Source organism: Hyphococcus sp. (assembly GCF_041986965.1).
GTDB lineage: Bacteria > Pseudomonadota > Alphaproteobacteria > Caulobacterales > Parvularculaceae > Hyphococcus.
In genome coordinates this window covers 1,535,001-1,559,006 of the sequence record NZ_JBHIXB010000001.1, presented here as the reverse complement: position 1 = coordinate 1,559,006, position 24,006 = coordinate 1,535,001, and the positions used below count along the sequence as shown (strand labels likewise).

At 55.9% G+C, this 24,006-nt stretch carries 28 protein-coding genes (1 of these 28 cut by a window edge); 20 read left to right on the top strand and 8 right to left on the bottom strand.

The features are described from left to right. The first annotated feature begins 10 nt into the window (after positions 1-10). From flgG to ACFC5L_RS07835, 4 genes are read left to right on the top strand one after another with little or no spacing between them, the layout of a single operon-like run. Entirely contained in the window at positions 11-796 is a 786-nt protein-coding gene (gene flgG / locus ACFC5L_RS07850; RefSeq protein ID WP_375204306.1) for a flagellar basal-body rod protein FlgG, read from the top strand. A gap of 5 nt (positions 797-801) precedes the next feature. Further along, complete coding sequence (flgA, locus tag ACFC5L_RS07845; protein WP_375204307.1) at positions 802-1,305, top strand: flagellar basal body P-ring formation chaperone FlgA; 504 nt, start codon at positions 802-804, stop codon at positions 1,303-1,305. Beyond that, the gene (gene flgH / locus ACFC5L_RS07840) at positions 1,302-2,051 is read left to right on the top strand and encodes a flagellar basal body L-ring protein FlgH (protein ID WP_375204308.1); all 750 of its coding nucleotides are present in this window, start codon (positions 1,302-1,304) and stop codon (positions 2,049-2,051) included. The genes flgA and flgH overlap by 4 nt, the downstream gene beginning before the upstream one ends. Positions 2,052-2,063: 12 nt before the next feature. Further along, positions 2,064-2,573 carry a hypothetical protein gene (locus tag ACFC5L_RS07835; protein ID WP_375204309.1) on the top strand — a complete coding sequence of 170 codons (510 nt, stop codon included), beginning with the start codon at positions 2,064-2,066 and terminating at the stop codon, positions 2,571-2,573. 87 nt (positions 2,574-2,660) lie between these two features. Here the strand turns inward: ACFC5L_RS07835 and ACFC5L_RS07830 are convergent, their stop codons facing one another. Both ACFC5L_RS07830 and ACFC5L_RS07825 read right to left on the bottom strand, forming a co-directional pair. After that, on the bottom strand, positions 2,661-3,347 hold the full coding sequence (locus ACFC5L_RS07830; RefSeq protein ID WP_375204310.1) for a flagellar hook assembly protein FlgD: 687 nt from the start codon (positions 3,345-3,347) through the stop codon (positions 2,661-2,663). 26 nt (positions 3,348-3,373) lie between these two features. Then, positions 3,374-4,765 (bottom strand): flagellar hook-length control protein FliK, encoded by a 1,392-nt coding sequence (locus ACFC5L_RS07825; RefSeq protein WP_375204311.1) that lies wholly within the window; start codon positions 4,763-4,765, stop codon positions 3,374-3,376. A 102-nt stretch (positions 4,766-4,867) separates the two neighbouring features. Between ACFC5L_RS07825 and ACFC5L_RS07820 the strand changes: the two genes are divergently transcribed. The 7 genes from ACFC5L_RS07820 to ACFC5L_RS07790 all read left to right on the top strand — a co-directional run bounded on the left by ACFC5L_RS07820 (position 4,868) and on the right by ACFC5L_RS07790 (position 10,194). Beyond that, positions 4,868-5,170 (top strand): rod-binding protein, encoded by a 303-nt coding sequence (locus tag ACFC5L_RS07820; protein ID WP_375204312.1) that lies wholly within the window; start codon positions 4,868-4,870, stop codon positions 5,168-5,170. Next, complete coding sequence (locus ACFC5L_RS07815; RefSeq protein WP_375204313.1) at positions 5,170-5,553, top strand: hypothetical protein; 384 nt, start codon at positions 5,170-5,172, stop codon at positions 5,551-5,553. The genes ACFC5L_RS07820 and ACFC5L_RS07815 overlap by 1 nt, the downstream gene beginning before the upstream one ends. 211 nt (positions 5,554-5,764) lie before the next feature. Continuing rightward, positions 5,765-6,964, top strand: coding sequence for a flagellin N-terminal helical domain-containing protein (locus ACFC5L_RS07810; RefSeq protein ID WP_375204314.1), 1,200 nt, complete (start codon positions 5,765-5,767; stop codon positions 6,962-6,964). A gap of 276 nt (positions 6,965-7,240) precedes the next feature. Beyond that, positions 7,241-8,440 (top strand): flagellin N-terminal helical domain-containing protein, encoded by a 1,200-nt coding sequence (locus tag ACFC5L_RS07805; RefSeq protein WP_375204315.1) that lies wholly within the window; start codon positions 7,241-7,243, stop codon positions 8,438-8,440. Positions 8,441-8,537: 97 nt separating this feature from the next. Beyond that, positions 8,538-8,930 carry a flagellar biosynthesis regulator FlaF gene (flaF, locus tag ACFC5L_RS07800; RefSeq protein WP_375204316.1) on the top strand — a complete coding sequence of 131 codons (393 nt, stop codon included), beginning with the start codon at positions 8,538-8,540 and terminating at the stop codon, positions 8,928-8,930. Further along, the gene (locus ACFC5L_RS07795; RefSeq protein ID WP_375204317.1) at positions 8,927-9,349 is read left to right on the top strand and encodes a flagellar biosynthesis repressor FlbT; all 423 of its coding nucleotides are present in this window, start codon (positions 8,927-8,929) and stop codon (positions 9,347-9,349) included. Before flaF ends, ACFC5L_RS07795 begins: the two co-directional genes overlap by 4 nt. After that, positions 9,349-10,194, top strand: a complete 846-nt coding sequence (locus tag ACFC5L_RS07790; RefSeq protein WP_375204318.1) for a DUF1217 domain-containing protein — start codon at positions 9,349-9,351, stop codon at positions 10,192-10,194. Before ACFC5L_RS07795 ends, ACFC5L_RS07790 begins: the two co-directional genes overlap by 1 nt. A gap of 3 nt (positions 10,195-10,197) precedes the next feature. Here the strand turns inward: ACFC5L_RS07790 and ACFC5L_RS07785 are convergent, their stop codons facing one another. After that, positions 10,198-11,523, bottom strand: a complete 1,326-nt coding sequence (locus ACFC5L_RS07785; RefSeq protein WP_375210740.1) for a FliI/YscN family ATPase — start codon at positions 11,521-11,523, stop codon at positions 10,198-10,200. A gap of 115 nt (positions 11,524-11,638) precedes the next feature. On the opposite strand from ACFC5L_RS07785, the gene ACFC5L_RS07780 reads away from it, so the two are divergent. Genes ACFC5L_RS07780 through ACFC5L_RS07745 form a run of 8 tightly spaced genes read left to right on the top strand, consistent with a single transcriptional unit; the run spans position 11,639 to position 17,357 of the window. Continuing rightward, positions 11,639-12,016, top strand: coding sequence for a FlgB family protein (locus ACFC5L_RS07780; protein ID WP_375204320.1), 378 nt, complete (start codon positions 11,639-11,641; stop codon positions 12,014-12,016). A gap of 11 nt (positions 12,017-12,027) precedes the next feature. Then, the gene (gene flgC / locus ACFC5L_RS07775) at positions 12,028-12,420 is read left to right on the top strand and encodes a flagellar basal body rod protein FlgC (protein WP_375204321.1); all 393 of its coding nucleotides are present in this window, start codon (positions 12,028-12,030) and stop codon (positions 12,418-12,420) included. An 11-nt stretch (positions 12,421-12,431) separates the two neighbouring features. After that, positions 12,432-12,755, top strand: a complete 324-nt coding sequence (locus ACFC5L_RS07770; protein ID WP_375204322.1) for a flagellar hook-basal body complex protein FliE — start codon at positions 12,432-12,434, stop codon at positions 12,753-12,755. Positions 12,756-12,768: 13 nt separating this feature from the next. Beyond that, positions 12,769-13,035: a flagellar biosynthetic protein FliQ gene (locus ACFC5L_RS07765; RefSeq protein ID WP_375204323.1), complete on the top strand. Its 267-nt coding sequence runs from the start codon at positions 12,769-12,771 to the stop codon at positions 13,033-13,035. Positions 13,036-13,060: 25 nt separating this feature from the next. After that, positions 13,061-15,145: a flagellar biosynthesis protein FlhA gene (flhA, locus tag ACFC5L_RS07760; RefSeq protein WP_375204324.1), complete on the top strand. Its 2,085-nt coding sequence runs from the start codon at positions 13,061-13,063 to the stop codon at positions 15,143-15,145. Positions 15,146-15,149: 4 nt separating this feature from the next. Continuing rightward, complete coding sequence (locus ACFC5L_RS07755; protein WP_375204325.1) at positions 15,150-15,938, top strand: flagellar biosynthetic protein FliR; 789 nt, start codon at positions 15,150-15,152, stop codon at positions 15,936-15,938. Continuing rightward, positions 15,935-17,035 carry an EscU/YscU/HrcU family type III secretion system export apparatus switch protein gene (locus ACFC5L_RS07750; RefSeq protein WP_375204326.1) on the top strand — a complete coding sequence of 367 codons (1,101 nt, stop codon included), beginning with the start codon at positions 15,935-15,937 and terminating at the stop codon, positions 17,033-17,035. The genes ACFC5L_RS07755 and ACFC5L_RS07750 overlap by 4 nt, the downstream gene beginning before the upstream one ends. Beyond that, positions 17,019-17,357, top strand: a complete 339-nt coding sequence (locus ACFC5L_RS07745; RefSeq protein WP_375204327.1) for a hypothetical protein — start codon at positions 17,019-17,021, stop codon at positions 17,355-17,357. Before ACFC5L_RS07750 ends, ACFC5L_RS07745 begins: the two co-directional genes overlap by 17 nt. Here the strand turns inward: ACFC5L_RS07745 and ACFC5L_RS07740 are convergent. Next, positions 17,354-18,529 (bottom strand): PrnB family protein, encoded by a 1,176-nt coding sequence (locus ACFC5L_RS07740; RefSeq protein ID WP_375204328.1) that lies wholly within the window; start codon positions 18,527-18,529, stop codon positions 17,354-17,356. The two genes, ACFC5L_RS07745 and ACFC5L_RS07740, sit on opposite strands and share 4 nt — an antisense overlap. 218 nt (positions 18,530-18,747) lie before the next feature. On the opposite strand from ACFC5L_RS07740, the gene ACFC5L_RS07735 reads away from it, so the two are divergent. Beyond that, complete coding sequence (locus tag ACFC5L_RS07735; RefSeq protein WP_375204329.1) at positions 18,748-19,359, top strand: hypothetical protein; 612 nt, start codon at positions 18,748-18,750, stop codon at positions 19,357-19,359. Positions 19,360-19,375: 16 nt separating this feature from the next. Here the strand turns inward: ACFC5L_RS07735 and ACFC5L_RS07730 are convergent, their stop codons facing one another. From ACFC5L_RS07730 to ACFC5L_RS07715, 4 genes are all read right to left on the bottom strand, one after another. Beyond that, on the bottom strand, positions 19,376-21,910 hold the full coding sequence (locus ACFC5L_RS07730; RefSeq protein WP_375204330.1) for a PAS domain-containing hybrid sensor histidine kinase/response regulator: 2,535 nt from the start codon (positions 21,908-21,910) through the stop codon (positions 19,376-19,378). A gap of 200 nt (positions 21,911-22,110) precedes the next feature. Next, positions 22,111-22,911: an ion transporter gene (locus ACFC5L_RS07725; RefSeq protein WP_375204331.1), complete on the bottom strand. Its 801-nt coding sequence runs from the start codon at positions 22,909-22,911 to the stop codon at positions 22,111-22,113. Continuing rightward, complete coding sequence (locus ACFC5L_RS07720) at positions 22,904-23,587, bottom strand: class I SAM-dependent methyltransferase (protein ID WP_375204332.1); 684 nt, start codon at positions 23,585-23,587, stop codon at positions 22,904-22,906. Before ACFC5L_RS07720 ends, ACFC5L_RS07725 begins: the two co-directional genes overlap by 8 nt. A 161-nt stretch (positions 23,588-23,748) precedes the next feature. After that, positions 23,749-24,006: the final stretch of a glycosyltransferase family 4 protein gene (locus tag ACFC5L_RS07715; RefSeq protein WP_375204333.1), read on the bottom strand. 831 nt of this gene lie beyond the right edge of the window; 258 of the gene's 1,089 nt are visible here — the last part of the coding sequence; the start codon falls outside the window, past its right edge — the gene reads right to left on this strand; its stop codon occupies positions 23,749-23,751.

Genomic DNA, 24,006 nt, shown 5'->3' with positions numbered 1-24,006 from the left:
AGGCCATGAAATGCAGGCTCTGAGAATCGCCGCCACCGGCATGGATGCGCAGCAAAAACGCGTCGAAGTCGTGTCAAACAATATCGCGAATATGAGCACCACCGCCTATGATGCGCGGCGGGCCGAATTCGCCGACCTTCACTATCAGCAATTGCGCGCGCCAGGCGCTATCTCCTCGTCGACAGGTTTAATCGTACCCTCTGGCGTCGAGCTTGGCCTGGGCGTCAGGACGGCTGCTATCTCGGTCAATCATGCACAAGGCTCCCTGCGTCAGACTGGCAGCGATCTCGATCTCGCTGTCGAAGGCCTTGGCTATTTCGAAGTCACGCTGCCTTCAGGCGATCCGGCGTTCACCCGGGACGGCACGTTCAAGAAAACCGGTGAAGGGCTGATCGTCAATAATGACGGCTATCCGCTCGCCGGTAATATTACGATTCCGCAGGACGCCCGTTCGATCACCGTCAACAACAGCGGCGAAGTGTTCGCTTATTTTGACGGCCAGACCGGCGGTCAACAGATCGGCACAATTACACTGACCACTTTCGTCAATGAAAAAGGCCTGGAAGCATTGGGCGGCAACCTTTATCGCGAGACGGAGGCATCCGGCTCCCCGCTTCAGGGAGAGCCCGGACTCGACGGTCGCGGCACCCTCCGGCAGGGTTTCCTGGAAGAGAGCTCTGTGGATGTCGTCGCCCAGATCGCAGACATGATCGAAGCCCAGCGTGGTTACGAACTCAATTCAAAAGTGATCTCCGCTGCTGATGAAATGCTCAGCTCGGCGACACGAATCCGGTAACATACATGAAACGCTCCCTTTCAATTCTTGCTTTTTTCGCGATCGCCGCAGCGCCAGCGGGCGCACAGCAGCAAGTCGCAGCGGTCTCGCCGCAAGCGCCGCGCGCCGTCGCCGACGAGCTTTTGACGACGTCCGTCATGCCCGCCGAAAAAAAGCCGACTGTTGTCCGCGCCGCCAATAATCTACGCGCCGGAACAGTCCTCCATAGTTCTGACCTCATGGTGGAAGGCGACAACGCCAAGGCGCTTGAACTTTTTGTCGGGCTTGAGCTCAAGCGCGCAATTTATCAAGGCAAGACGCTTTCGCCGAGCGATGTGGGACCGCCCACTGTCGTCACGCGCAACGCCATTGTCCAGCTCGAGTTCATACGCGGCCCTCTCATGATCACGACCGAAGGACGCGCGCTCGACGCCGGGGCTGTGGGCGACAGCGTACGCGTCATGAATCTAAGTTCCAAAATAATCCTGACGGCCGTTATTACCGGCCCGAACAAAGCGGTGACGCAATGACCAAGAATCTCTTGCTTCTGACCGTTCCTTTTCTTGCGCTCGGCGCCTGCGCGTCGCGCACGGATCACATGTTCAACCCGCCAAGCATTTCCCCGGTGGGCGACATGCGCAACCCCATGCCGGCCCCGGACCCACGCCGCTACGAAGTCCCGCCAAAAGCGGTGCATCCAAGCGACGCGAAGGTCACGACAGCCTCACTCTGGCGCTCCGGCCCCTCCTCCTTGTTTGGCGACCGTCGCGCCCGCTCGCTTGGCGATATCGTCACCGTCGTGATTGAAATTGACGAAGAAGCAGAGATCAAAAATTCCACGACTCGCACCCGGAGTTCGTCGGACGATATGTCCGTGTCGAATTTTTTCGGTCTCAATTCCCTTGCAGAAGACCTGCTGCCTAATGGTGCGACACTCGACCCGGCGATCGGCGCCACTTCCGGCACCTCGTCGTCAGGCGATGGACAAATCAAACGTGAGGAAAAGATCACGCTCCGCGTCGCCGCAACGGTTATCAACGAGCTGCCCAACGGCCATCTCGCCATCACCGGCAGTCAGGAAATCCGTGTGAACTACGAACTGCGCGAGCTTCTCGTCGCCGGGATCATTCGCCCCGAGGACATCGCGCGCAACAATACGATTACCTATGACAAGATCGCCGACGCACGCATCTCTTATGGCGGGCGCGGCCAAATCTCCGACATGCAGCGTGCGCGCTACGGCCAGCAGATCATCGATATGATCTCGCCCTTCTAAAAGGACGCTCTCATGCTTCAGAAATTGCTTCCCGTGATTGTTATCATTGTCGCCGGCGCTGTCGGCGGCGGCGGCGGCTTTTTCGCTAAATCCATGATGTCAGGCGGCGACAAGGAAGCCGCTCATGAAGAAGGTGAAGACCGTCACGGCAAGGAAAAGAAGAAAAAAAGCGGCGGGCATGGCGAAGAAGAAGCCGGGTCCACAAGCTACATGAAATTCTCTCGTCAATTTGTGGTGCCTGTCGTGCGTCGCGGCAAACCGAAATCCATGGTCATTCTCGACATCAATATCGAGGTGGATAATTCCCAGAATGAAAGCGTCTACGCCTTGGAGCCTCGCCTGCGGGACGCCTTGCTCACGCGCCTTCTTGCGCTTGCCGGCGAAGACATGCTGCCGCAGATGCTGGAGGACGTTGAGAAGATGGAATTGATGAAAGCCGCGCTGTTGGAGACCAGTCGTGAAATCATGGGCGACGCCGCACTCAATATCCTCATTCTCGATCTTGGCATTCAAAACTACTGATTGCGCTCTTCCGGCCTGAACATCCGCATGTGAAAAAGCCGCCTCAAGAGGCGGCTTTCTATTCAATGACATTGAAGTGACTTCGTTCTATTGGCCCAGACCGGCCACTTGATCCGGTCTCAGTTCGACGCCGCCATTGAGAACGATTTTCGGATTGCCATCATCAAGGCGAACGGCCTGCACGCCACCGAACGTACTTGCGATCTCTTCGCCAATCACATTGCCTTCCTTGCCATAATAAAGCGCCGTCACGGCATAGACGCCAGCGGCGGCGGGCTGGCCGTCAACCATACCGTCCCAGCTTTGCGTCATAGATCCGTTCAGCGAAGTGAAGCGTGTGACTTCCTCACCGGAGGGACCCGTAATCACCGTTTGCACACTGGCCGCTGCACTATTGCCTGAAAGGCGATAGCCGACTGGCGTTGAGCCGTCGAAATATGCAGGAGCGGAATTGACTTCAGCTTGCTTGCCGATCCAGCTGGCATATTTGTCGATGCCCTCGGCGACTAATGCAGTCGCAAGGTTATCAATCTTGTTGTTGACGTTGACCAACTGCTCGACAGACGTGAACTGCGCAAGCTGCGCTACAAATTCCGTTGAATCCGATGGATCTAGCGGATCCTGATTGCGAAGTTGCGCCGTTAACAGAGTCAGAAAGTTCTGAAAATCAACGGACTCCAGCGCCCCATTCTCAGAGCTTTCGCTGGCGGCGCCGGAACGCGACGCCGCTGCGGAAGACGCCTGGAACGGCGATATGGTCGGGGAAGCTTCCATGAGTGGTCTCCTTGATACGGTCCAGCCTAAAGTCGGCGGTCCAGGCGGCCGAGCACGACCCGCGGGCCTTGCTCCGTCGCTACTGTATTGGCGCCTTCATCTTCTGACAGGGAGAAGAACTGGCCAGTATCCCCAGCGTCTTCTTGCGCATTTTCATTGGCGCTCCTGTCGGCGAACTGAAGGTCGAGATTGGAAAAGCCCTGCTCCGCCAACGCACGCTGAAACACATCAGCATTGCGGCGCATGAGATCGAGCGTATCCGGCGAGTCCGCTGTAACGACAGCGCGCACAATATCCGCGCCATCGCGATCAAAACCGATCATCACCCTGCCGAGCTCCGGCGGATCAAGGCGAATCTCTAACTTCGACTCCCCTGGACGCGCAGCCACAGCGGCCACGATCTGGTCGCGAACCGGATTAAGGTGAGTATTTCGCTCTCCGGACTGCGTAACAGTATCAATGCGGGTCGACACCATGCGATCAAAACCGGCATCTCCTTCGCGAGTAAGCGCCGAATGAGATAACGCGTCCGGCGCCGCATGATCGGCAATCGGCGTTGCGCCATTGGCAAGGGCCTTAAGATTGGGATCATGAGCTTTCGTCTGCAGACGATCAATATGCGGCGCAGGCCGTTCGCCGACCTCACCTAGGCCCGGCTCCACTTGAGCCGCCTGATCTGGAAGCGTTTTCGTGACAGACCTGGCTTCAATGGCGACGGCCGTTTGCGCCTGAACCGCCACCAGTGGCGGGGTTGCAGGTTCTGCAGGAATGGCGGGCTGCGCAGGAGTTGCTGGTTGCGCCTTAGCGCCTGGAACGGCCGGCTGAGCTGGCTCAGCTAATGGGGGACCATCACTATCAAGGCCCGGCGCCTGCTTTACAGGCGGCTGCAAGGCGGTTGCGCCAAGCTGCGCTTGAATCTCCGGCTCAACACCGGCCGAACCGGCGACTGTAGTCCCGACTGCGATAATTCCAGTTTCAGGAGGTGCCGCTGTAACCGACGCCGATGTAGCGGGTTCTACGTTATTAAATGGTGTCACCACAGTGGGTGCAGTGATAACAACATCCGCACCCCTGCTTGCTTGCGGCGAAAGCGTATCAGGCGCGGCAAGCGCTTGAGGCTCAGCGATAACGAAAGACGCCGCTGCGATAGCGTCGCCATCAACCGGCGCAGTTTCATCGCCAGATAATTTTCTTATTACTTCAACCTGAAGACCGGGAAACCTTTTTTCGGCTCCGTCTTTCGGCGCCAAAGGTGCGTTAAGAACTTCTTTACCTGTCTCCGATGTCTCTGCCGTCAGACTCTCCAGAAATGAGAAAAAACCTTGCGGATCCTGTTTAATCTGATTTTCGCCGGGAAACGGCTTTTCCTGGAGGGCTGCGTCTCCAGGAGCTTTGCCGCCGAAGAGCGCATTCAGCAATGACAGTTGAGTGTTTTCCATAAAGCTTTTCTACGTTTGATAACTTATTTTTTAGTTACACGGCCTAGGGTGGTTAAAATTTTTCCTATCTGGAGCGCGCCTATGAACGCCGCCAGCCTAAGCCTCGTTGTCAACGCCAACACCGCCGATCACGTGAAAGAGGCGACGAAGACCGCTGCTGAAAAAGATGCGGCCCTGCGCAAGACTGCGCAGGAGTTCGAGGCTGTTTTCATCAAGGAAATGTTGACTCATTCGGGTCTCGACAAGGCGCTCGCAAGCGACAGCGGCATTGGCGGCGAAGCCTTCTCATCGATGCTTGTGGAAACCTATGCCGACGGGATCGCTGAAAAAGGCGGTTTTGGCCTCGCCGACCAAATTTACCGGCAGCTTAAGGAAAAACTCTAGTGAAACCGCTCGATAAAATTAAGGCGATTGTCGCGAAGCTGAAAGCTATTACCGAATCCGAAAGCCTTGCGATCGGAAAGCGCGCCTTCGACCAGGTGGCCGCGCTGACAGCGCAAAAGGAATCCCTGCTTGCGGAATTTGATGAAGCGGCACAGGCCATGGAAGCCTCCGACTTGAGCGAACAGATTATCGCCGAGCTCGAATCCGTACGCCGGCAAGCAGAAGAAAATGCGGCTATTTTGAAAGCAACGGCGCAAGGCGTTCGCGAGGCGCGCTCTCGCCTTAAAAAGATCCGCGAGGCCGAGCTTAACACCGGCGCTTATGCGCGCGGCGGCGCGGCGTTGCGCAATCCCGACGCGTCAACAATTGTCGCAAAAGCGTAATTTTAATATTTGCGAAACCATACTTCTTAAAAACTTATTATTTTCAGCACTGTATAGCTGACCTTGTGCAACCGCGTGGTTGCTGCGGACATGCTTAAACGGCCTGCCGTGAGCTAAAAAGGCTCAAAAAAACCCGCCAGGCGCGGGGCTCCCGACAACTCCATCGCGAGGTCGGACCGTTGAAAAAAACGATCCAACTTGGAGTCTCATCATGACTAACAGCCTTCTTACAAACACGTCCGCGATGATCGCGCTTCAGAACCTTCGTACGGTCAATAAAGGCCTCAACATGGTTCAGGAGCAGATCTCGACTGGTAAAAAAGTTTCGACTGCTAAAGACAACGCGGCGATCTTCGCGATCTCCACGGTCATGCAATCGGACGTGAAAGGCTTTGAAGCCATCAACCAGTCGCTCAACCTCGGCTCCGCTTCTGTCGGTGTTGCTCGCGGCGCGGCTGAAAAAGTATCTGAACTGCTCGTTGAGATGAAAGGTCTCATCGTGGCGGCTCAGGAAGATAACGTTGACCGTACGAAGATTCAGACGGATATCGGACAGCTTCGCGACCAGATCGACGGCATCGTCGAAGCGGCGCAGTTCAACGGCCTGAACTTCCTTAAAGGCGCTGATTCGACAGACTTCCTCGCCTCGCTTGACCGTGATTCCAGCGGCAACGTGACGGCAAGCACGATCTCTGTCGACGCCTACAGCCTTGAAACGACGGCTGGAGCTGCTGTGGTCGGTCTCGACACCACTGGTACGACAGGGGTAAACGGTGCAGGTGATTCTGCTGCTGCGCTTATCGCTGACACCAATGACTTCGAAATCCATGTGGACACCGGCGCCACCTTCACTGAAGGCGACGTCTGGGAACTGCGTATCGACGGCCGCAAGATCAACTACACGGTTGCTGCGGGCGCCGACCATGACGACGTTGCGGCTGGTCTTGAATCCGCCATCGACGCCGCCGGCATCACCGGCATCTCTGTCGCCCTCGCGGGCGGTGGCGCTGCTGACGCAGAAGTCATCATCACCAACGGCACCGGCGGTGCAGTTGGTTTCGAAGTCACCGTCACTGATGGCGCTGGCGGCGGCCTCGCCAACCTGAATGGCCTTGACGTTTCGACTGCAGCTGGCGCCGCCGCTGCGCTCGTCTCGATCGAGGGCCTCATTCAGGAATCGGTCGACGCTTCGGCTGAATTCGGTTCCGCTCAAAAGCGTATCGAAATTCAGAACGAATTCGTCTCAGAACTGACGGACTCGCTGAAAACCGGTATCGGCGCCCTGACCGACGCTGACCTGGAAGCCGCTTCTGCTCGCCTGCAGTCCCTGCAGGTCCAGCAGCAGCTCGGCATTCAGGCGTTGTCGATCGCCAACGCCGCGCCGAACTCGATCCTCGGCCTCTTCCGTTAATCGGAACTGACGAACGACTAAGCCCGCGAAGGTGTTTGGCCTTCGCGGGTTTTTTTTATGTCTGGATGCTAAGGGGCGGCAATACTGCTTTGCGGAAAGCCTAATAGCGCGAGGAGGAAAAGCAGCTTATATTAACAAATACTTGACTTCCGAATGGCGCAACAAAACCAGGTAGCTTGCTCTGACGACAAAGTTTCGAGCCGTTAAGAGCTTATTATCCCTAACCGGATATTTAAAGCTTGAATTTCTTGTTGTGATCCAACTCGGAGTCTAACAATGACTAACAGCCTTCTTACAAATACGTCCGCGATGATCGCGCTTCAGAACCTTCGTACGGTCAACAAAGGCCTGTCGATGGTTCAGGAACAGATCTCGACCGGTAAAAAAGTCGCGAACGCCAAAGACAACGCGGCGATCTTCGCGATCTCCACGGTCATGCAATCGGACGTGAAAGGCTTTGAAGCCATTTCCCAGTCGCTCAATCTCGGCGCCGCCTCAGTCGGCGTTGCGCGGGGCGCAGCGGAAAAGATCACTGAACTGCTTGTCGATATGAAGGGCCTGATCGTTGCAGCCCAGGAAGATAATATTGACCGTACGAAGATTCAGACGGATATCGGCCAGTTGCGCGAACAGATCGACGGTATTGTCGAATCGGCGCAGTTCAACGGCCTGAACTTCCTGAAAGGCACCGATTCCACAGACTTTCTGGCTTCGCTTGACCGCGACGCCGCCGGCAATGTGACGGCAAGCGCCATCACAGTCGATGCTTTCAGCCTGGAAACAGCGGCTGGCGCGGCAGTGGTCGGTCTCGACACCACCGGTTCGACGGGCGTTAACGCCGCAGGTGATGCTGCAGCCGCCCTTATCGCCGACACGAATGACTTCGAAATCCATGTCGACACCGGCGCCACCTTCACCGAAGGCGACGTCTGGGAACTACGCATCGACGGCCGCAAGATCAACTATACGGTTGCAGCGGGCGCCGATCATGACGACGTTGCGGCTGGCCTTGAATCCGCCATTAACGCGGCTGGCCTCTCCGGCATCACTGTTGCTCTCGCGGGCGGCGGCGCGGCTGACGCGGAAGTCATTATCTCCAACAACACTGGCGGCGCTGTCGGTTTTGAAGTTACTGTTACTGACGGCACTGGCGGCGGCCTCGCCAATCTGAACACTCTCAGCGTTACGACCTCTGCTGATGCTGCGGCTGCACTCGTCTCGATCGAGGGGCTTATTCAGGAGGCGGTCGACGCCTCCGCTGAATTCGGTTCCGCTCAAAAGCGCGTCGAAATTCAGAACGAATTTGTCACAAATCTGACTGATGCGCTGAAAACCGGCATCGGCGCCCTGACCGATGCTGATCTGGAAGCCGCTTCCGCCCGCCTGCAATCCCTGCAGGTCCAGCAGCAGCTCGGCATTCAGGCGCTCTCGATCGCCAATTCGTCCCCGAATTCGATACTCGGCCTGTTCCAATAAGAGACAGGAGCCCGTGAAGGCTCCTGGGTCTTTACGGAATTTTTAAGGTAGTAAAAATACAACGTGGGGAAGAACCACGGAAGGGGCGTTTAGGGAAATGACGGCATCGACGCTTGCGCGAAACGCCTATCATGAATCTGCACGTACAACAGCATCGCCGCGAGCTGTCGAACGTCAACTGCTTTCCAAGCTGACAACGGCGGTTGTCGTCGCACAGAAAAACCGCAGCGCTGATCCGGCGGCGTTTGCTCGCGCGCTTGGCAAGAATCTCGAATTCTGGAACGTTGTCGCTGTCGATGTTGCAAGCGAAAGCAATCAGCTTCCTGTCGAGTTACGGTCGCAGCTATTCTATCTCTTTGAGTTTACTCAGCATTACACACGTAAGCTGTTGGCTGACGAAGACCGCTCACTCGATGCAGAGCCTTTAATCGAAATCAACCAGAATATTATTCGCGGACTGCAGGGATCGGAGGAAGCATCTGCCTCATGACAGGTCTCGTCATAAAGCTGAAGCCTAACGAGAAAGTGCTCGTTAATGGCGTGCTTCTCCAAAATGGGGATCGCGCCGCACGCATTCGTGTGCGCTCCAGCGATGTGTCGATCCTGCGCGCCCGCGACGCTATCCCAAAGGAAGAAGCCAATACGCCGTTGAAGCGCGTATACTACATTGCACAGCTGGCGCTCGCCGGCGAGGCTGATCCGGATCAGGCAGTGGGAGAGCTGCTACAAGGGCTCAGCGCCCTTAAAGGCGTTTTCCCAGGCGAGGCCGGTGACGATGTTCTGCGCGCTATCGAAGCAGCGCGCGATCAGAAATTTTATGTTGTCATGCGCGCGGTGAAAAAACATTTCGAATTTGAACACGCCCTTCTCGCACGCATGCCTTCCGGCGCACAGGCGCTGGCTTCCTGATGTTTACGCCCGCCATACCCCTTGGTGGATATCTCGGCTGGCGCGTGCTTCAAAATACGGCCGAGCGGCAGTTCGAAACTTTTCAGAAATCTCCGGAAATCGTCCGTAATGTGGATTACTTCCGCGAACATATCGTGGAAGCCGATACAGCTGAGAAACTTGTTGACGATCGCCGGCTCCTGACGGTTGCCCTCGGCGCATTTGGCCTGGAAGAAGAAATCAACAAAAAGGCTTTCATCCAGAAAATCCTTGAAGAAGGTACGGATGCAAGTGATAGCTTCGCCAATCGCCTTTCCGATACGCGCTGGCGTCAATTTGCCAAAGCTTTTGGCTATGGAAATTTCACAGGCGCAAATACAGGCATTCCTTCTTTCCGCGAGCAAACAGCAAACGACTATCTCGAACGTGCTTTCGAAGTGAGCGTCGGCGAAGTCAATACTGACATGCGCCTCGCCATGAATTTCCGCCGCGAGATTACGGCTATCGCGAACGGATCAAACGTCGAAGATGTCGGCTGGTTCCAGATTATGGGACAGGAGCCTTTGCGCGCCGTTATGGAAGGCGCTTTTGGCCTTCCCTCTTCTATCGGTTCAGCTGACATCGACCAGCAGAAAGAACTGTTTGAACGCAAAGCTGACCAATTCTTTGGCGGCAAGTCACCGGCGATTTTCAAAGATCCGTTGAAAGTCGAGGAGGCGCTGCGCCGGTTCTTTGTGCAATCAGAAATTCAAAACGGGCCCTCAGCCTCCACGCCAGGCTCAGCGGCCCTTTCCATGCTTACAGGCAGCGCCAATGGCAGTCTGTCCGGAAACAGCATCGTCAATCTCTTCATTTCCAATTTCTAACAGCTAGCCGAGCGCGCTCGCCTGCGCTGACGTCGCTGGCTTTTTGGCGCCCGTGTGAACGATGGCGTTTAAGCGCTTATAGCTGCCCTCAACGCCGTCCTCGGACTTTTCCGAGATAAATTTGTCAAGCTTCGGCCATATCTCAAGCGCACGATCGATCTGCGCGTCAGCGCCATGTGCGTAGAGGCCGGCGCGCACGATCGTTTCAGAGTCCTCATAGGCCCGTATGATGGCGCGCGCTTCGCGCAGGAGGGCGTTTTCCTCCTCACTTGCCGCGCCCGGCAGAGAGCGCGAGACAGACCGCGAAACATCGATTGCCGGAAATCGCCCCCGTTCGGCAATCTTGCGTTCAAGCACAATATGACCATCAAGAATCCCGCGGATCATATCCGCTACGGGTTCATTATGGTCTGAACCGGCGACCAGCACTGAAAATACGGCGGTGATATCGCCCTGGCCTTCTTCTCCAGGCCCGGAACGCTCCACAAGCTGTGCAATCGTGCGGAAGGTTGACGGCGGAAAGGCGTGCAACGACGGCGCTTCACCAGCCGACAACGCAATTTCACGATGAGATTCGGCAAAGCGTGTCAAAGAATCGAACAGGAGCAGCACCTGTTTGCCCTGATCACGGAAATATTCCGCCGTCGCCATGGCGAGATGAGCGCCACGTTTTTTCGCCAGCGGTGACTGGTCCGCCGTGGAAGCGATGATCACAGATTTCTTACGGCCTTCAGGACCGAGCGTATCTTCGATAAAGGCGCGCACTTCACGGCCGCGCTCACCAATCATGGCGATCACCGCGACGTCACAATCAACGCCATTGGCGATATCGCCGAGGAGGCTTGATTTGCCAACGCCAGAGCCCGCGAAAAGCCCGATCCGCTGCCCACGGCAGATCGGCAGGAGCGTGTCGAGCACGCCTAGACCTGTGGAAAGGCGCGCACCCAGCATTTTGCGTTTGGCGGCGTTTGGCGCCGGATGCTCCAGCTGCATAGTTGTCTCGCCAACCCCTATAGGCCCATCATCCATGGGCGCGCCAAAGGGATCGATAATCCGGCCGATCCAGTCATCAGACGGCATAGCGTCGCCGGCAGCCCTATCCAGGGTCGCAACATTTCCGACGGCGGCCCCGGTTAATGAACCGTAAGCAAATCCCGTAGCTACATCTCCGTCCATGGCGACAATCTTGGCCCGCACATCGCGGCCGGAGGCTGTCGCCACCATCACCGTATCGCCAAGCGCAGCATAGCCGGCAAGCCCTGCGATCTTCAGCGACAACCCGTCCGTCGCCGTGACAACACCATAGCGGCGCGGCCCTGCGGTTTTCAAAAGTTTCTCAATCTTTAAAGGTGCCAGAGGCAGCGTCATCGCACTCAACGTGGTTAACAGTTCATTCAACTTATCAGTGCATTTATCCCTTACCGCTGGTTAAGGCGAGGTGTACATGTTTAGCGATCTCAAAATTATGCATACGGCCTCCATGCTCGCGCGCCACTCGGTGCAACGTCATGCACAGGTTGCCGAGAACATCGCCAATGCCGACACACCCGGTTACAAGGCTAAAGATCTCGAACCTTTTGCAGAAGCCTTTGCAAAGAGCCAGCGTTCGCAAATGGACGCACGCGCTTCCGGTTTCGCAAGCCATGCATTCGAAGCCAGAAAAATCGATGTTGAAGGCGTCGCCTCCCCCGACGGCAACACCGTATCCCTTGAAGATCAGATGACGCGGTCCACCGCCGCCGTGCGTGACCACGACACCGCTCTCACCGTTTATTCCAAGGCGCTCGCCATGATGCGTGCGACCCTTGGCGGCGGCCGCTAAGGAGACAGGCCATGAACCCCTTTGACAAGATCAGCGGCGCCGCGACATCCGGCATGCGCGCGCAAGCACAGCGGCTCCAGGTCGTCAGCGAAAACATCGCCAATGTCGACACCCATGGCTACAAGCGCAAACAAGTCACTTTTGAGAACGTCTACGACCGGTCCGAAGACGTCACTCGCGTGGAAGTTGACCGCGTATTTCTCGATCAGAAAGAAGGCGAACGGGTTTTCGACCCCAGCCATCCGCTTGCTAACTCTGAAGGCTATGTCATCATGTCTAATGTCAACATGATGACCGAATTCGCCGATGCGCGTGAAGCGACCCGCTCCTATGACGCCGGGCTCGAAGTCTTTCGCCAGGCGCGTGAGATGTACACATCACTCCTCGACATATTGAAATCGTGAGGGACTGAACCATGAAAATGCCAGCATTCCAGGCGGCCCAAAGCTATAACCTCGCCAAGACGGCGCTGAAGTCCGATAACGCGCCGACCAAAACTGGCGCCGAGGCTACGACCGTCAAAGGCCTTGATGATAACCCTGCTTTCAAGGCGGTTCATGAACTTGCCGGAACGGTCGCCAAGGGCGAAACCGCCGCCATGAATTACATGACCGGCTCGGCTGACCCGCATTCTGTCGTTGAGGCCCTCGCGGCCGCCGAACTTGCGGTCGAGACCGCCGTGACTGTGCGCGACAAGGTCGTCGAAGCCTATCAGGAACTTATCCGGATGCCGGTCTAGGGGGGACGGGAACGTGACGGAAACGGAAATCGCCGACATCTTCCGGCAATTCATGTGGACCGCCGCCTGGATGGGCGCACCGATGATCGTTACGGCGCTCGTCGTCGGTATCGTCGTCGGCCTGTTTCAGGCGCTCACCTCAATTCAGGAGATGACGCTCACTTTCGCTCCAAAACTGCTCGCCATGCTGCTGGTCTTCTGGCTCACCGCGGGACATATGGCGCGGCTTCTCGCCAATCTTTTTGACAATGTCATTCTGCCCGCCATCGCGGGCGCGTAAGGCGTACAGGTAACAAGGTTTTTTCATGGAAAGCGCGCTGAAGCTGAATTTGCCGGGCCAGACGACGGTGCTTCTCGCCTTCGGCCTCATGGCGATCATCGTCATGATGGTTCTGCCTGTGCCGTCTATCGTGCTCGACATTGGCCTCACGGTCTCGTTTGCACTGGCCATCCTGATCTTTACGATGACGCTTTTTATCGAACGGCCGCTTGATTTCTCGGCGTTCCCGACCGTTTTGTTGGGCTCGCTGATGCTGCGCCTTTCGCTCAACGTATCCTCGACAAAGCTCATCATCGGCGACGGCCATACAGGCCCTGATGCGGCAGGCTCGGTCATTCACGGCTTCGCCATGTTCGTTATGGGTGGAAATATTTTCCTCGGGCTGGTTGTTTTCGGTGTTCTCCTGATCGTCAACTTCATGGTGATCACCAAGGGCGCCGGTCGTATGGCCGAAGTCGGCGCCCGTTTCGCCCTGGATGGCATGCCCGGCAAACAGCTCGCTATCGATAGCGATATCGCCGCCGGCGCCATCACGCATGAAGAAGCAAAAGCCCGCCGCAAACTCGAACAGGATGAAACCACATTCTTCGGCTCTCTCGACGGCGCCTCGAAATTCGTCAAAGGCGACGCTATCGCCGGCCTCCTGATCACTCTTTTGAACCTTGTGGTCGGTCTCGCCATGGGCGTCGGCGTCCATCAAATGTCGGCTGGCGACGCCGTCGCGACTTATTCTATCCTGACAGTGGGCGATGGTCTCGTCAGCCAGATCCCGGCCGTCATCATTTCCATCGCCGCCGCGCTTCTCCTGTCAAAAGGCGGTGTCGCAGGCGCCGCAGACAAGGCGATGCTCGCCCAGCTTGGCGCCAACCCGCTCGCTCTTGGCACCGTCGCCGTCATCATGGGCGTCTTCGCGCTGATGCCTGGTCTTCCTTTCCTGCCGTTTTTTGTGGGCTCCGCTGGTTTCGTGGCCGCAGCGTATCTCATCTATCAGGATCAGGAAGCGAAAAAGAAAGCCGCCGCAACAACGGCAGCGCCAAAGCCCAAGGAAACCAAAAAGCAACTTGGCGACATTCTCGATGTCGACGAAATTCATGTGGAATTTTCCGGAGACCTTATTCCGTTGGCGCTGGATAATGTAAACGGACTTGAACCACGCATCGTCAAAATCCGTCACTACATCGCGGCGGAGTTCGGTTTCATCATCCCCCCTATTCGCCTGACGGATAACCTTGATCTCGCTTCAAACGAGTATGTCATCAAGATTCAAGGCGTCGCGGCGGCAAAAGGTATACTCTATCAGGAGCGTGTGCTTGTCATTGTGGACGACCTGGCAAATCTGCCTATTCCAGGCGAAGACTGCGAAGAACCGGTTTATGGCGCTCCGGCGCGCTGGGTTGACCGCAAAGCACGTGAGGACGCCATGTCGCTGGGTCATGCGGTTGTTGAACCAGCAGAAGTGGTTTCGACCCACCTGCTTGAAACTATCAAGCAGAACTTCTCACGTCTTGTCACACGCCGTTCCGTAAAACGCATCTTCGAAGAATTTACGCACAATTCCGATTCTGAACGCGCAGCCTCCAACAAGCGCCTGCTCGATGACTTCGTGCCGGATAAAACGCCGACTGAATTCGTTCAGGCCGTCTTCCGTTTCCTTCTTGAGGAACGCGTGCCAGTTCGGAACCTGCCGGTAATGCTCGAAACCATCGCTGAAGGTCGCGGCCTTTACAATACCGCCGAAGATGTCACTGAATTCGTGCGCCAGCGGATCGCCAGAAATTTTGTGACGCCGATGCTAAACGAAGACGGCGCCCTGCCTCTCGTGCAGGTTGGTCTCGATTGGGAGCAAGTCTTCTCCGAACACGAAACACAAGGCGCCAACGGACATTTGGACGTCGCGTTGCCGCCGGAGGAGTTCAACAGACTCGCCCAGGCCGTCGTTGAACAGATCAACAATGCTTCCGCGCGTCAGCTCTACCCCGCGATTGTCACATCGGCCAAACGGCGGCGTTTCATTCGCGCCGTGCTGCACGCCAAGAAAATTCGCAATCCCGTGCTTTCCTATGAAGAGATCGACACCGGCGCGAAACCGCTGTTGATCGGGACGGCGTGAGGTCATGGACTATCTGGACGCGCTGGCGCCGATAGTTGATGCGGGCGCGCCCTTCATTATCCTGATCGGCGCAGTGTTCACCCGGGTCTCTGCGGTTGTCTTTCTGGCGCCCGGTCTCGGCGAACAGGCGATCCCCATGCGAGCGCGCCTCACCGCTGCGATCGCTATCGCTATTGTGCTGACCCCTATTGTGCTGTCGCCGGATATGACGCCGCCCGCGACAACAGCCGGCATTGTCTCGCTCTTTGCTGCGGAATTCATGTCCGGCGTTCTTATTGGTTTCGCCTTACGCTTAATGGTTTTCATCCTGCAGGTCGCCGGCGCCATTATCGCTCAGAGCTCCTCGCTGTCCCAGTTATTCGGCCCGACTGTGGGTTTCGATTCTGAGTCGCCCTTCGCAGCGCTCCTCGTTATGGCGGGCGTCGCTATGGCCGCGGCCGCGGGACTCCATATCCATCTTGTCGGCGCTATGGCGGACGCGTATCAGCTTCTTCCTTTCGGCGCATTTCCGGGCGCACAGGAAACCGGCGAATGGTCGACGACGCGCGTCGGGTCAGCTCTGTTTAAATCTCTCGCGCTTGCTTCGCCTTTTGTGATTCTCGGCTTTCTCTATTCGTTGGCGCTCGCGGCGGCGAGCCGCGCCATGCCGCAATTGATGGCTGCTTTTGTCGGCGCGCCAGCCGTGACACTCGCAGCGCTTTTCCTTTTCGCCGCGGCGGCGCCCATCATCCTTTTTGACTGGCTGGCGAGTTTCCAGCGCGTCCTGTTTGATCTCTTCTCGGCGGCGCTATGAGCGATAAACAGGAAGACAGCGGCCAGGAGAAAAGCCACGATCCAACCCCGTCGCGTATCGATAAGGCGCGGCGGGAAGGTGATGTCGCACAGTCCAAGGAAGCGAATGCCGCCGCCGCCTATATCGGATTTTATATCGCGCTCGCCGCCGCATCGACAGGCGTCGCTGCAGCGCTCGCCTTCGGCCTGACCCGCCTGCTAGAAAGACCTGAACAGTTTGCAGCGCAGGCTTTCGCCGCCGATTCCGGCGCTTTCATCCAGTCCCTTTCTGGCCTTGGACTGCAGGCGCTTTTCCCATTTCTTGCGCTTCCGGCGCTCGGGGTGCTGGCGGCGCTATTTGCACAACAGGCGGTCACCTTCGCGCCTACCAAAATCCAGCCAAAATTCAACCGGCTCTCAATCATCGCCAACGCCAAGAAAAAATTCGGGCCCGATGGGCTCAGCGAATTCGCAAAGAGCGCCGTCAAACTGTGCGCCGTTTGCGTCATGTTCGCTGCCGTTTTCGCCCACCGTTTCGCCGTGTTGCCCATAGAAGCTCGTCTGCCGGCGCAAGGCCTGCCGGCAGCGATCCTTCGGGAAGGCGTGATCTTCACAGCGCTAATCGTTCTTTTTTCCGCCGCACTTGCAATGGTCGATGTGCCCTGGTCACGTCATCGTCACACCCACAAGCTCAAAATGACGCTGGAAGAACTTAAGAAAGAAATGAAGGAGCAAGAAGGCGATCCGACTATGAAACAGTCGCGTCGCGAACGCGGTCAGGCGATCGCCCGTAACCGGATGATGAAGGACGTGCCGGATGCAGACGTCGTCATCGTCAACCCGACGCACTACGCCGTCGCGCTCAAATGGGACCGCAAAACGGGCGGCGCGCCGGTCTGTGTCGCAAAGGGCACAGACGAAGTCGCTCTCAAGATCAGAGAAGTCGCCACCATGTCCGGCGTTCCGATTCGTTCCGACCCACCGACTGCACGTGCAATCCATGCGACAGTCGAGATCGGCGATGAAATTCTGCATGAACATTTTGCGGCGGTCGCGGCGGCAATTCACTTCGCCGACTCCATGCGCAAGAAAGCGAGGTCCTATGACCACGCCAACTGAGCAGTTGAAAGAGTTGAAAAAGATCGCCCAGATCCGCTTTGACAAAGAACGCCATAAACTTGCCGCCATCAATGATGAAATGGCCCGGCTTGAAGCAGAGCGAAAAGCCGTGCGCAAACAAATGACCGACCTGACCAATGGAAAAGACGCCACTCCCGCTTCACTGATGAACGCCTACGCTTACCTCGACTCATTGTCACAAAAAGCCGACCGGCTGGCAGCGGAACGCCTGGAGGCGAGCGAGCGCACAAAAGCTCAGCGCGAGAAAATCAAAACCGCTCTCGCCTCGAAAATCCGCGTCGACGGTATGGACGAAGCCTAGGCTGAAATGTAAGCCTTCAGGGCTTCAATTGCTTTGTAACTTGTGCGGATATCATCGCGATCAGCAGCAGTGCGCATGTCGCGCAAGGTTTCCAAAGCACGCATGAGCACCGGCAAAGGCGGGCCACTCGCCGTCACTTGTGCGAGCTTATCGGCTTCAAGCGCTGCAGATGGTTCTTCGATAAATGACTTCACAAGCTGATTGTGATGCTGCGTAGCCGTCTCGCCATGGAGACGGCAGACTTCTAGAAACGCGCTGGCATTGCGCTTAAACCATGGTTCCTTGGCGGATTGCGGCGCAAGGTCCAGGAACTGGTCAAGAAGGCTGCGCATGCGCATGCAGTCACGTAAACTCGCCTGATCTTCAGGTGTCATGAACAGCATCTTATCCACCAGTAATTGGGCGTAATAAGGGTCATTTGCCTGACAGAGACCAAGCAGCATATCAATTTCATTGATGCCGGAAAAATCGCCCGCATTGGCGCCGCGATATTCATGTCGACCGACACGATAAGGCTTGTAATAAGGTCTTACTGAATAAAAGAACCGATCCGTATCGAGCTCTTTGTATAAAATATCATTGTATTTTATGACATCGCGCAGTGCGTTCGCAGCGTCCTGCAACAACGTTTCCGTAACCGGATGCGATACGCCTAAGGGCAAGGCTCTCATCAGCGCATCTGCGCAGCGCATAAAGGAGAAAATACCGCGCGTATTATAGTCGAGAAAGAGAAACTCATCTTTCAGCGACGTAAAGCTCTTCTGCCTTCCATTTACAGCCGCATTCCGCGTTGCAAGGTGAGCCGTTGCAAAGCGCGGCGCCATGCCAACCGACGCAGCAATATGGAGGCCAAGCGCCGAAGCTTCCGGAAAAGGTGATTTCTCTTCGCGCGCCGGATTGGTGAGTTCATGGCGCCGCAGAGCGCCAAGATAAAGCCCGAGGTCGCCGAGAAGATCGAAGGCGTTATCAAAACCTTCGTCAGTGTTTCCCTCTGCAAGAAGGCGAACAACGAAATCATGCCCCTCATCGCGGATCTGCACCTTGATGGCGTCGCCGATGCCCTCAACAGCCTCCTTTTGATCCTGGCTGAAGTAAGCCTCTTCAAGCTCCGTATTCATTTCGACGAAAGACGTGCGTATCCAGCGTTCGAAAGCCTCGGAATTGCTGCTCATGACATTCCTTTCAGCCCTGCTCCAGGGCTCTGGTCATTTTCCTCCCCTCATATAGGGTTTGACGGCTTCTGAAAACGCCGGAAAATGTCGCGACTCTGCGGACCTGTACGGAATGGCTTGCGCCATAGGTCAAGCGCAGCCCTGCAGACATCACTATGATGGAGCCAAGTAACAACAAGGCCGCGCCGGCAGGTGGCAGGTAAGGCAGGGAGGAATCCGTGAACAACTTCGAAAGAGCGGTCTATGAGTGCATGGCCCCGACGGAAACGCTGTATGAGCGCACCACCAATCCCCTGCACAAGGCGATGCTCCTCAACTTCTGGCGCCACGTGCATCTCGAAGGCTCTGGCCAGTATGAGAAGATCGTTGCTTCTGATATGATGGTGGATCACCCTGTCTATCGCGTAAGCTGGGGCGCCAACCCTGTCGTCGTTGAGGGCAAAAAAGGCGTCGTCGATTTTTATAACAGCGTCGGCGAAGTCGTTTTGTGGAATTCCGATGACATTATTGCAGTAAGTGATTGGGGCATCTTCGACGAGTTGACTTTCCACCAGCTCGCCAAGGGCTCAGACCTCATGGCGATGAACTACGGCATCGATAATCCAGACGGGATTTACCACATCTCCAGCCGGCAGGCCTTTTTTTGGCCTTATGATAATAAGGCGCGGCTTGCTGGCGAGCACCTCTATGAAGACAAGACAAGCCTGAAGATTGAGGAGATTGACCCGCAAGACGCTATCACCCCCGCGCGAGTGCGCGAAATACAAAGAGAACAGCTCGACAAGCTCGAAGCCCGGTTTGGCCCTGATTATTGGGTCTACAAAGGATAGTGGAGACCAGGCGCCGCTAAACGGCGATCTTGTCGGCGCCGCTGTCTGCCAACGGGACAAATTCTGAAATCACATTTTTAAGTTCAGCGGCGTTCACCGGTTTTGACAGATAAGCGTCAAAACCACTATCGAGATATTTCTCGCGATCGCCCACCATCGCATCCGCCGTTACAGCCACCACGGGTGTCGCTTTATTCAGATTGTCGACGCTGCGAATTTTCGCAAGCGTCGCCTGTCCGCACATCATGGGCATATGAATGTCCATAAGAATGAGATCAAACGCGGTTTTCTTGCAACGTTCCAACGCTTCTCCGCCGCTTTCCGCCTCGTGTATTTCAGCCCCGAACGCCCGAACAAAAGAGCCGATGACCTTCCGGTTCACGAACTGGTCATCGACAATCAAGACCGACGGCGCAAAAAATGGCGCCGGCCTCGCCTCACCGTTGGACAAAGGTGAACGCTCAGTGTCCTTGGGGGGCTTGGCCGACCCGACGGCGCGAAGCGGCTTGATAGGAATCTCAAAGCTGAAGACTGATCCCTGCCCGGCGCCGCTATCAAGGGACATGGAGCCGCTCATGGCGTTAACAAGCTCGCGGCAAATGGCGAGTCCTAATCCAGCGCCGTTATGCATCCGTGACCGGCCATCCTGCACTTGAACAAATCGATCAAAGATTTTCGCCTGGGCCTCTTCGGGCACGCCGCAGCCCGTATCTTTCACAGAACAGACAAGCATGGAGGCGCCATCTGAGTCCTCGATCTTTGCAGTCACGACAATTTCACCCTGATCAGTGAACTTGATCGCGTTGTTGACGAGATTAGTTAGGATCTGGCGAATACGCTTCGGATCCCCCTCATAGTGAACGTCGCCCAAAGTTGTGTTCATCTTCAGGCTCACAGCTTTTTCGTCCGCCAGCAACCGCCGTGGCGCAATCACACTTTCGAACAATTGCTGCAGATCGAATTCCTGTTTTGCAATACTCAGCGTGCCTTCCTCAATCTTACAGATGTCGAGGATATCGTTGAGCAGCAACAGCAAGTTTTCGCCGGAATCCCTGATCATCTCGATCCACTCGCCCGCGGAGGCGTCAAGATTTTGGGTTTTCAGAATTTGCGCAGCGCCAAGCACGCCGTTGAGCGGCGTGCGCAGTTCGTGGCTCATCGTCGCCAGGAACGCTGATTTCGCCTCGCTAGCTGCTTCAGCTTTTTTCTTGGCTTCCGTCAATTCGGCTTCATGTTTCTTTTCTTCCGTAATGTCCCGGAGAATCGTCGTGAAATAGGTGCCGTCTGGCGTCTGTAATTTTGACAAAGACGCCTTGGCCGGGAACTCTTGGCCGCTTTTTCTGCAGCCAATAATCTCCCGGCGCTCCCCCATCTGCTTACTCGCCGTTTGGGACGCTCCAAAATCTTTAACCAAATCCCGATGCCGAGCTCTCGCACGCTCAGGCATCAAACAATCAACACGCCGGCCGATAACCTCTTCAGCACTGAACCCAAATATGTTTTCTGCACCAGCGCTGAATATCGTTATTCGGCCTTCTTCGTTCGTAACGATCATGGCCTCAGGAGAAATATTCAATATCCCTGAAAGCGTAACCTGACTGCGGCGCAGCGCCTCTTCTGTCTCACAAATATCAGTGATGTCTTTGACGGCCCCGAGCATGCACGCAGGAGCGCCGTTTTGATCATACTCAACTTCTCCTTGTTCATGAAGAATCTTGATCTGTCCGTTTGGCAAAACGATTCGGTGATTTATGTCATATGGCGCACGGTCTTCTAATGCACGCTTGACTGCTGCCTGCACCATTTCACGATCATCCTCATGAACATGTTGCAAGAACACATGAAAAGTCGGGTCTATGGCTCCGACTTCGTAGCCGAAGATGCGGTAAATTTGATCGGACCAGGAAATCTCATCAGTAGCGATGTTCCATTCCCAACTTCCCATTTCGGTGATGCGTTGAGCGCGGTCCAGCGTATTCTTCGCATGTCTTAGAGCCTGCTCCGCCTGAAAGCGGTCATTGATGTCCAGTAGAGACGTTAAAATACATTTCCGGCCAAGAAAATCGATGACAGTGGCGAACGCCTCTAGCCAGTACTTTTCGCCGTCATCCGTTTTTACGGCGACTGCCTGGCCTGCAATTTTTTGTGTTTTGCTGATAGCGCTGACATAGGCGTTGCGATCTTCAGGCGTCCACCAGATATCGAGCGTCCGCCGCTTCGAAATATCGAAACCGAGTTTTTCGCGGCACAAACGCACCGCAGCCACATTGTAAAACTTAAACTCACCGGTCTCAAAATCAGAGATAACAACAGGCACTGGCGTCGTCTGCGCTATCTCTCGAAAGAGAGTTTCGTTCTCTTCGAGCGCATCTTCCAAAGCAGCGGCGCCCATAGCGGCATTTTGACTTGAAACAGTTGGGATAGCCTCGTGCTTAGCCCCATATGAGCGGCGCAGAAAGTTGCTCACTGCGAGCGCGGTCATGCCCCCGAAGGAAAAGAGCCCTAGCCCCAAGGCGACTTGCGCCAAATTTCCACCCAATTCAGGCGACATGCGAATTCCTCGCAACCGGCGTTCAGCCGTGTCTGAATGAACTCACGGCGCTCAAACGCCGCCAGTCAAATTCCACATTATGAAATCGATCAAAAAAATAGGTTAACGGAAAGGCGTGTTATGAATTTGTCAACGAATGCGCACACCATCCGTGTACGCCATTATGGCGATAATATACAGTGCACAGAAAATTTTTGGGATCAGGTGAATCCCGGCGTTTCAATATGGAGGACGCGCCCGCAATGCCGGCAATGCACAGCATCGCGGTCGTGGCGCATCAGGCCGCAATCCGGGCATTCAAAGTCTACCTTATGATCGGGCTCTACGAGCGCGCGCAGCAACTGAAGAAACAGGGTCAGCCCCAGCCCCATAATGACAATCGAGAGTATTTTGCCCGCCTTGCCCTGCATCAGAATATCGCCGTAACCCGTTGTGGTCAGCGTCGTCATCGTAAAATAAAGCGCATCAATATAGGTATGAACGCCCGGGTTCACGCCGACCTGCGTCGCATAGACCATGGCCGCCATGACAAAGACGAAAACGACAAGATTTGTAACCTTGTCGATGATGCGCGAATGACGCTGAAAAAAAGGCGTCAGGACTTTAATCCGGCGAATAAAGGTGAAAGCGCGCACCGCCCGCACTGCCCGCAAAATACGCAGGAACGCAAAATTCGACACGAGCAACGGCGCCAGCATGGTGATGACGACAACCAGGTCAGTCCAATTGAGCCAATTCAATAGAAAACGGCTTTTATGACGGGCGATATAAAATCGCGCTGCGAGATCCGCAGCAATGACCGCGCCGATGGCGAAATCGACAGCGACGTGCGTTTTTCCCCGCGCTTCAAACGGCGCCCAGAGGAAGTAGCAGATTGTGAGAAGATCGAAGATCAAAAACGCCCAGCGAAAATAATAAGGCGCTGTTCCGTAACCTTCATAAAGCCAGAACAGGAAGCGGTTCAGCCCTTTCCGGCCGTTCTCACCCGCCGCCTCACTCATCGGCTTTCACGAATCGCAGAAAGTAGTTTTCTTCAAGCCCTGCAACCGCTTTTTCTTCGGCAAGCGTAAAGCCGACATATTCGATTTCTGAGATGACGCCGGCACGCCCGAATCGCACATGGACCTTGTCTTCCGGCCGCGGCTCGCCGGGTTTCAAATCGTAGTCCACAATGACTAGAGATCCCCCGGGCTTCAGCGCGTTCAGGACTGACTTCATGACCGCTTCTCGGTCGCCGAAATAATGATATGTGTCGGCGATAAAAACGATGTCGGCTGAATTTTCCGGAAGGGTCACATCATTTTCACGCCCCAGGACGGCGGTGATATTCTCAAGACTTGAATCTTCCGCTCGCCGGTTGATGAGATCGAGGAATAAGGGCTCGATGTCTTCAGCGTAGACCCGGCCATGTGCGCCCACGGCGTCGGCGAACAACAGCGTATAAAGACCGGTGCCAGCGCCAATATCCGCGATGGCGTCACCTTCCTCCAACGATAAGGCGGCGACAACCGCTTCGCGGGCTGAGTAAAGCTCGCGGCTGCCAACCTCCATCCGCTCAAGCCAGACATCAAGATTAAGATCGTCCTCAGCTTCGGCCGCCGGCGGCGTCTCTCCAGCCTCTTCCGGCGACGGGCCGCGCGAACAAGCCGCAGCAAGCGACGCGATGATGACCGCCATGAAAGTCCTTACCGCTGCGCCCCGCATAACCCTATTCATCTCCTTCGAGCCAGCCGTCCTGGCTGGCCACGATTCTGCTGTTTCCAGAGTAACTTATTGAGACGATTGTCAAAAGGCCAGCGGCAGGGCGGACACTGCCCGAACATAAAGGCGGATTATATCTAGCCCGCTTGTTCGGCGACCGTCTTGGCGACAATGGCGTTGAGATTCTCCTGATTGAGGACGCTTGCCCCAAGCTCAGCAGCGCTGGCGCGTAAACTCTTCATCCGTGATGGGTTTTTAAGGAGGTCAAGCAGAATCGCGGTCAAGTCGTCGCGTCCTTCGCCGGCCAGAACGTGCTCGCCCGCTTTCACGACACCCTCATAGCCGGCGACGGCATGATTAGTCGTCACGATGGCGCTGCCATATTGCAGGGCTTC

Bases quoted from the DNA above. Each gene is read 5' to 3' on its own strand.
- flgA (WP_375204307.1), top strand. From the start codon at position 802: ATGAAACGCTCCCTTTCAATTCTTGCTTTTTTCGCGATCGCCGCAGCG.
- flhA (WP_375204324.1), top strand. From the start codon at position 13,061: ATGGAAAGCGCGCTGAAGCTGAATTTGCCGGGCCAGACGACGGTGCTT.
- flaF (WP_375204316.1), top strand. From the start codon at position 8,538: ATGACGGCATCGACGCTTGCGCGAAACGCCTATCATGAATCTGCACGT.
- ACFC5L_RS07835 (WP_375204309.1), top strand. From the start codon at position 2,064: ATGCTTCAGAAATTGCTTCCCGTGATTGTTATCATTGTCGCCGGCGCT.
- ACFC5L_RS07780 (WP_375204320.1), top strand. From the start codon at position 11,639: ATGTTTAGCGATCTCAAAATTATGCATACGGCCTCCATGCTCGCGCGC.
- flgC (WP_375204321.1), top strand. From the start codon at position 12,028: ATGAACCCCTTTGACAAGATCAGCGGCGCCGCGACATCCGGCATGCGC.
- ACFC5L_RS07720 (WP_375204332.1), bottom strand. From the start codon at position 23,587: ATGGCGGTCATCATCGCGTCGCTTGCTGCGGCTTGTTCGCGCGGCCCG.
- ACFC5L_RS07745 (WP_375204327.1), top strand. From the start codon at position 17,019: ATGACCACGCCAACTGAGCAGTTGAAAGAGTTGAAAAAGATCGCCCAG.
- ACFC5L_RS07805 (WP_375204315.1), top strand. From the start codon at position 7,241: ATGACTAACAGCCTTCTTACAAATACGTCCGCGATGATCGCGCTTCAG.
- ACFC5L_RS07740 (WP_375204328.1), bottom strand. From the start codon at position 18,529: ATGAGCAGCAATTCCGAGGCTTTCGAACGCTGGATACGCACGTCTTTC.
- ACFC5L_RS07725 (WP_375204331.1), bottom strand. From the start codon at position 22,911: ATGAGTGAGGCGGCGGGTGAGAACGGCCGGAAAGGGCTGAACCGCTTC.
- ACFC5L_RS07830 (WP_375204310.1), bottom strand. From the start codon at position 3,347: ATGGAAGCTTCCCCGACCATATCGCCGTTCCAGGCGTCTTCCGCAGCG.
- ACFC5L_RS07770 (WP_375204322.1), top strand. From the start codon at position 12,432: ATGAAAATGCCAGCATTCCAGGCGGCCCAAAGCTATAACCTCGCCAAG.
- flgH (WP_375204308.1), top strand. From the start codon at position 1,302: ATGACCAAGAATCTCTTGCTTCTGACCGTTCCTTTTCTTGCGCTCGGC.
- ACFC5L_RS07730 (WP_375204330.1), bottom strand. From the start codon at position 21,910: ATGTCGCCTGAATTGGGTGGAAATTTGGCGCAAGTCGCCTTGGGGCTA.
- ACFC5L_RS07750 (WP_375204326.1), top strand. From the start codon at position 15,935: ATGAGCGATAAACAGGAAGACAGCGGCCAGGAGAAAAGCCACGATCCA.
- ACFC5L_RS07755 (WP_375204325.1), top strand. From the start codon at position 15,150: ATGGACTATCTGGACGCGCTGGCGCCGATAGTTGATGCGGGCGCGCCC.
- ACFC5L_RS07790 (WP_375204318.1), top strand. From the start codon at position 9,349: ATGTTTACGCCCGCCATACCCCTTGGTGGATATCTCGGCTGGCGCGTG.
- ACFC5L_RS07795 (WP_375204317.1), top strand. From the start codon at position 8,927: ATGACAGGTCTCGTCATAAAGCTGAAGCCTAACGAGAAAGTGCTCGTT.
- flgG (WP_375204306.1), top strand. From the start codon at position 11: ATGCAGGCTCTGAGAATCGCCGCCACCGGCATGGATGCGCAGCAAAAA.
- ACFC5L_RS07810 (WP_375204314.1), top strand. From the start codon at position 5,765: ATGACTAACAGCCTTCTTACAAACACGTCCGCGATGATCGCGCTTCAG.
- ACFC5L_RS07820 (WP_375204312.1), top strand. From the start codon at position 4,868: ATGAACGCCGCCAGCCTAAGCCTCGTTGTCAACGCCAACACCGCCGAT.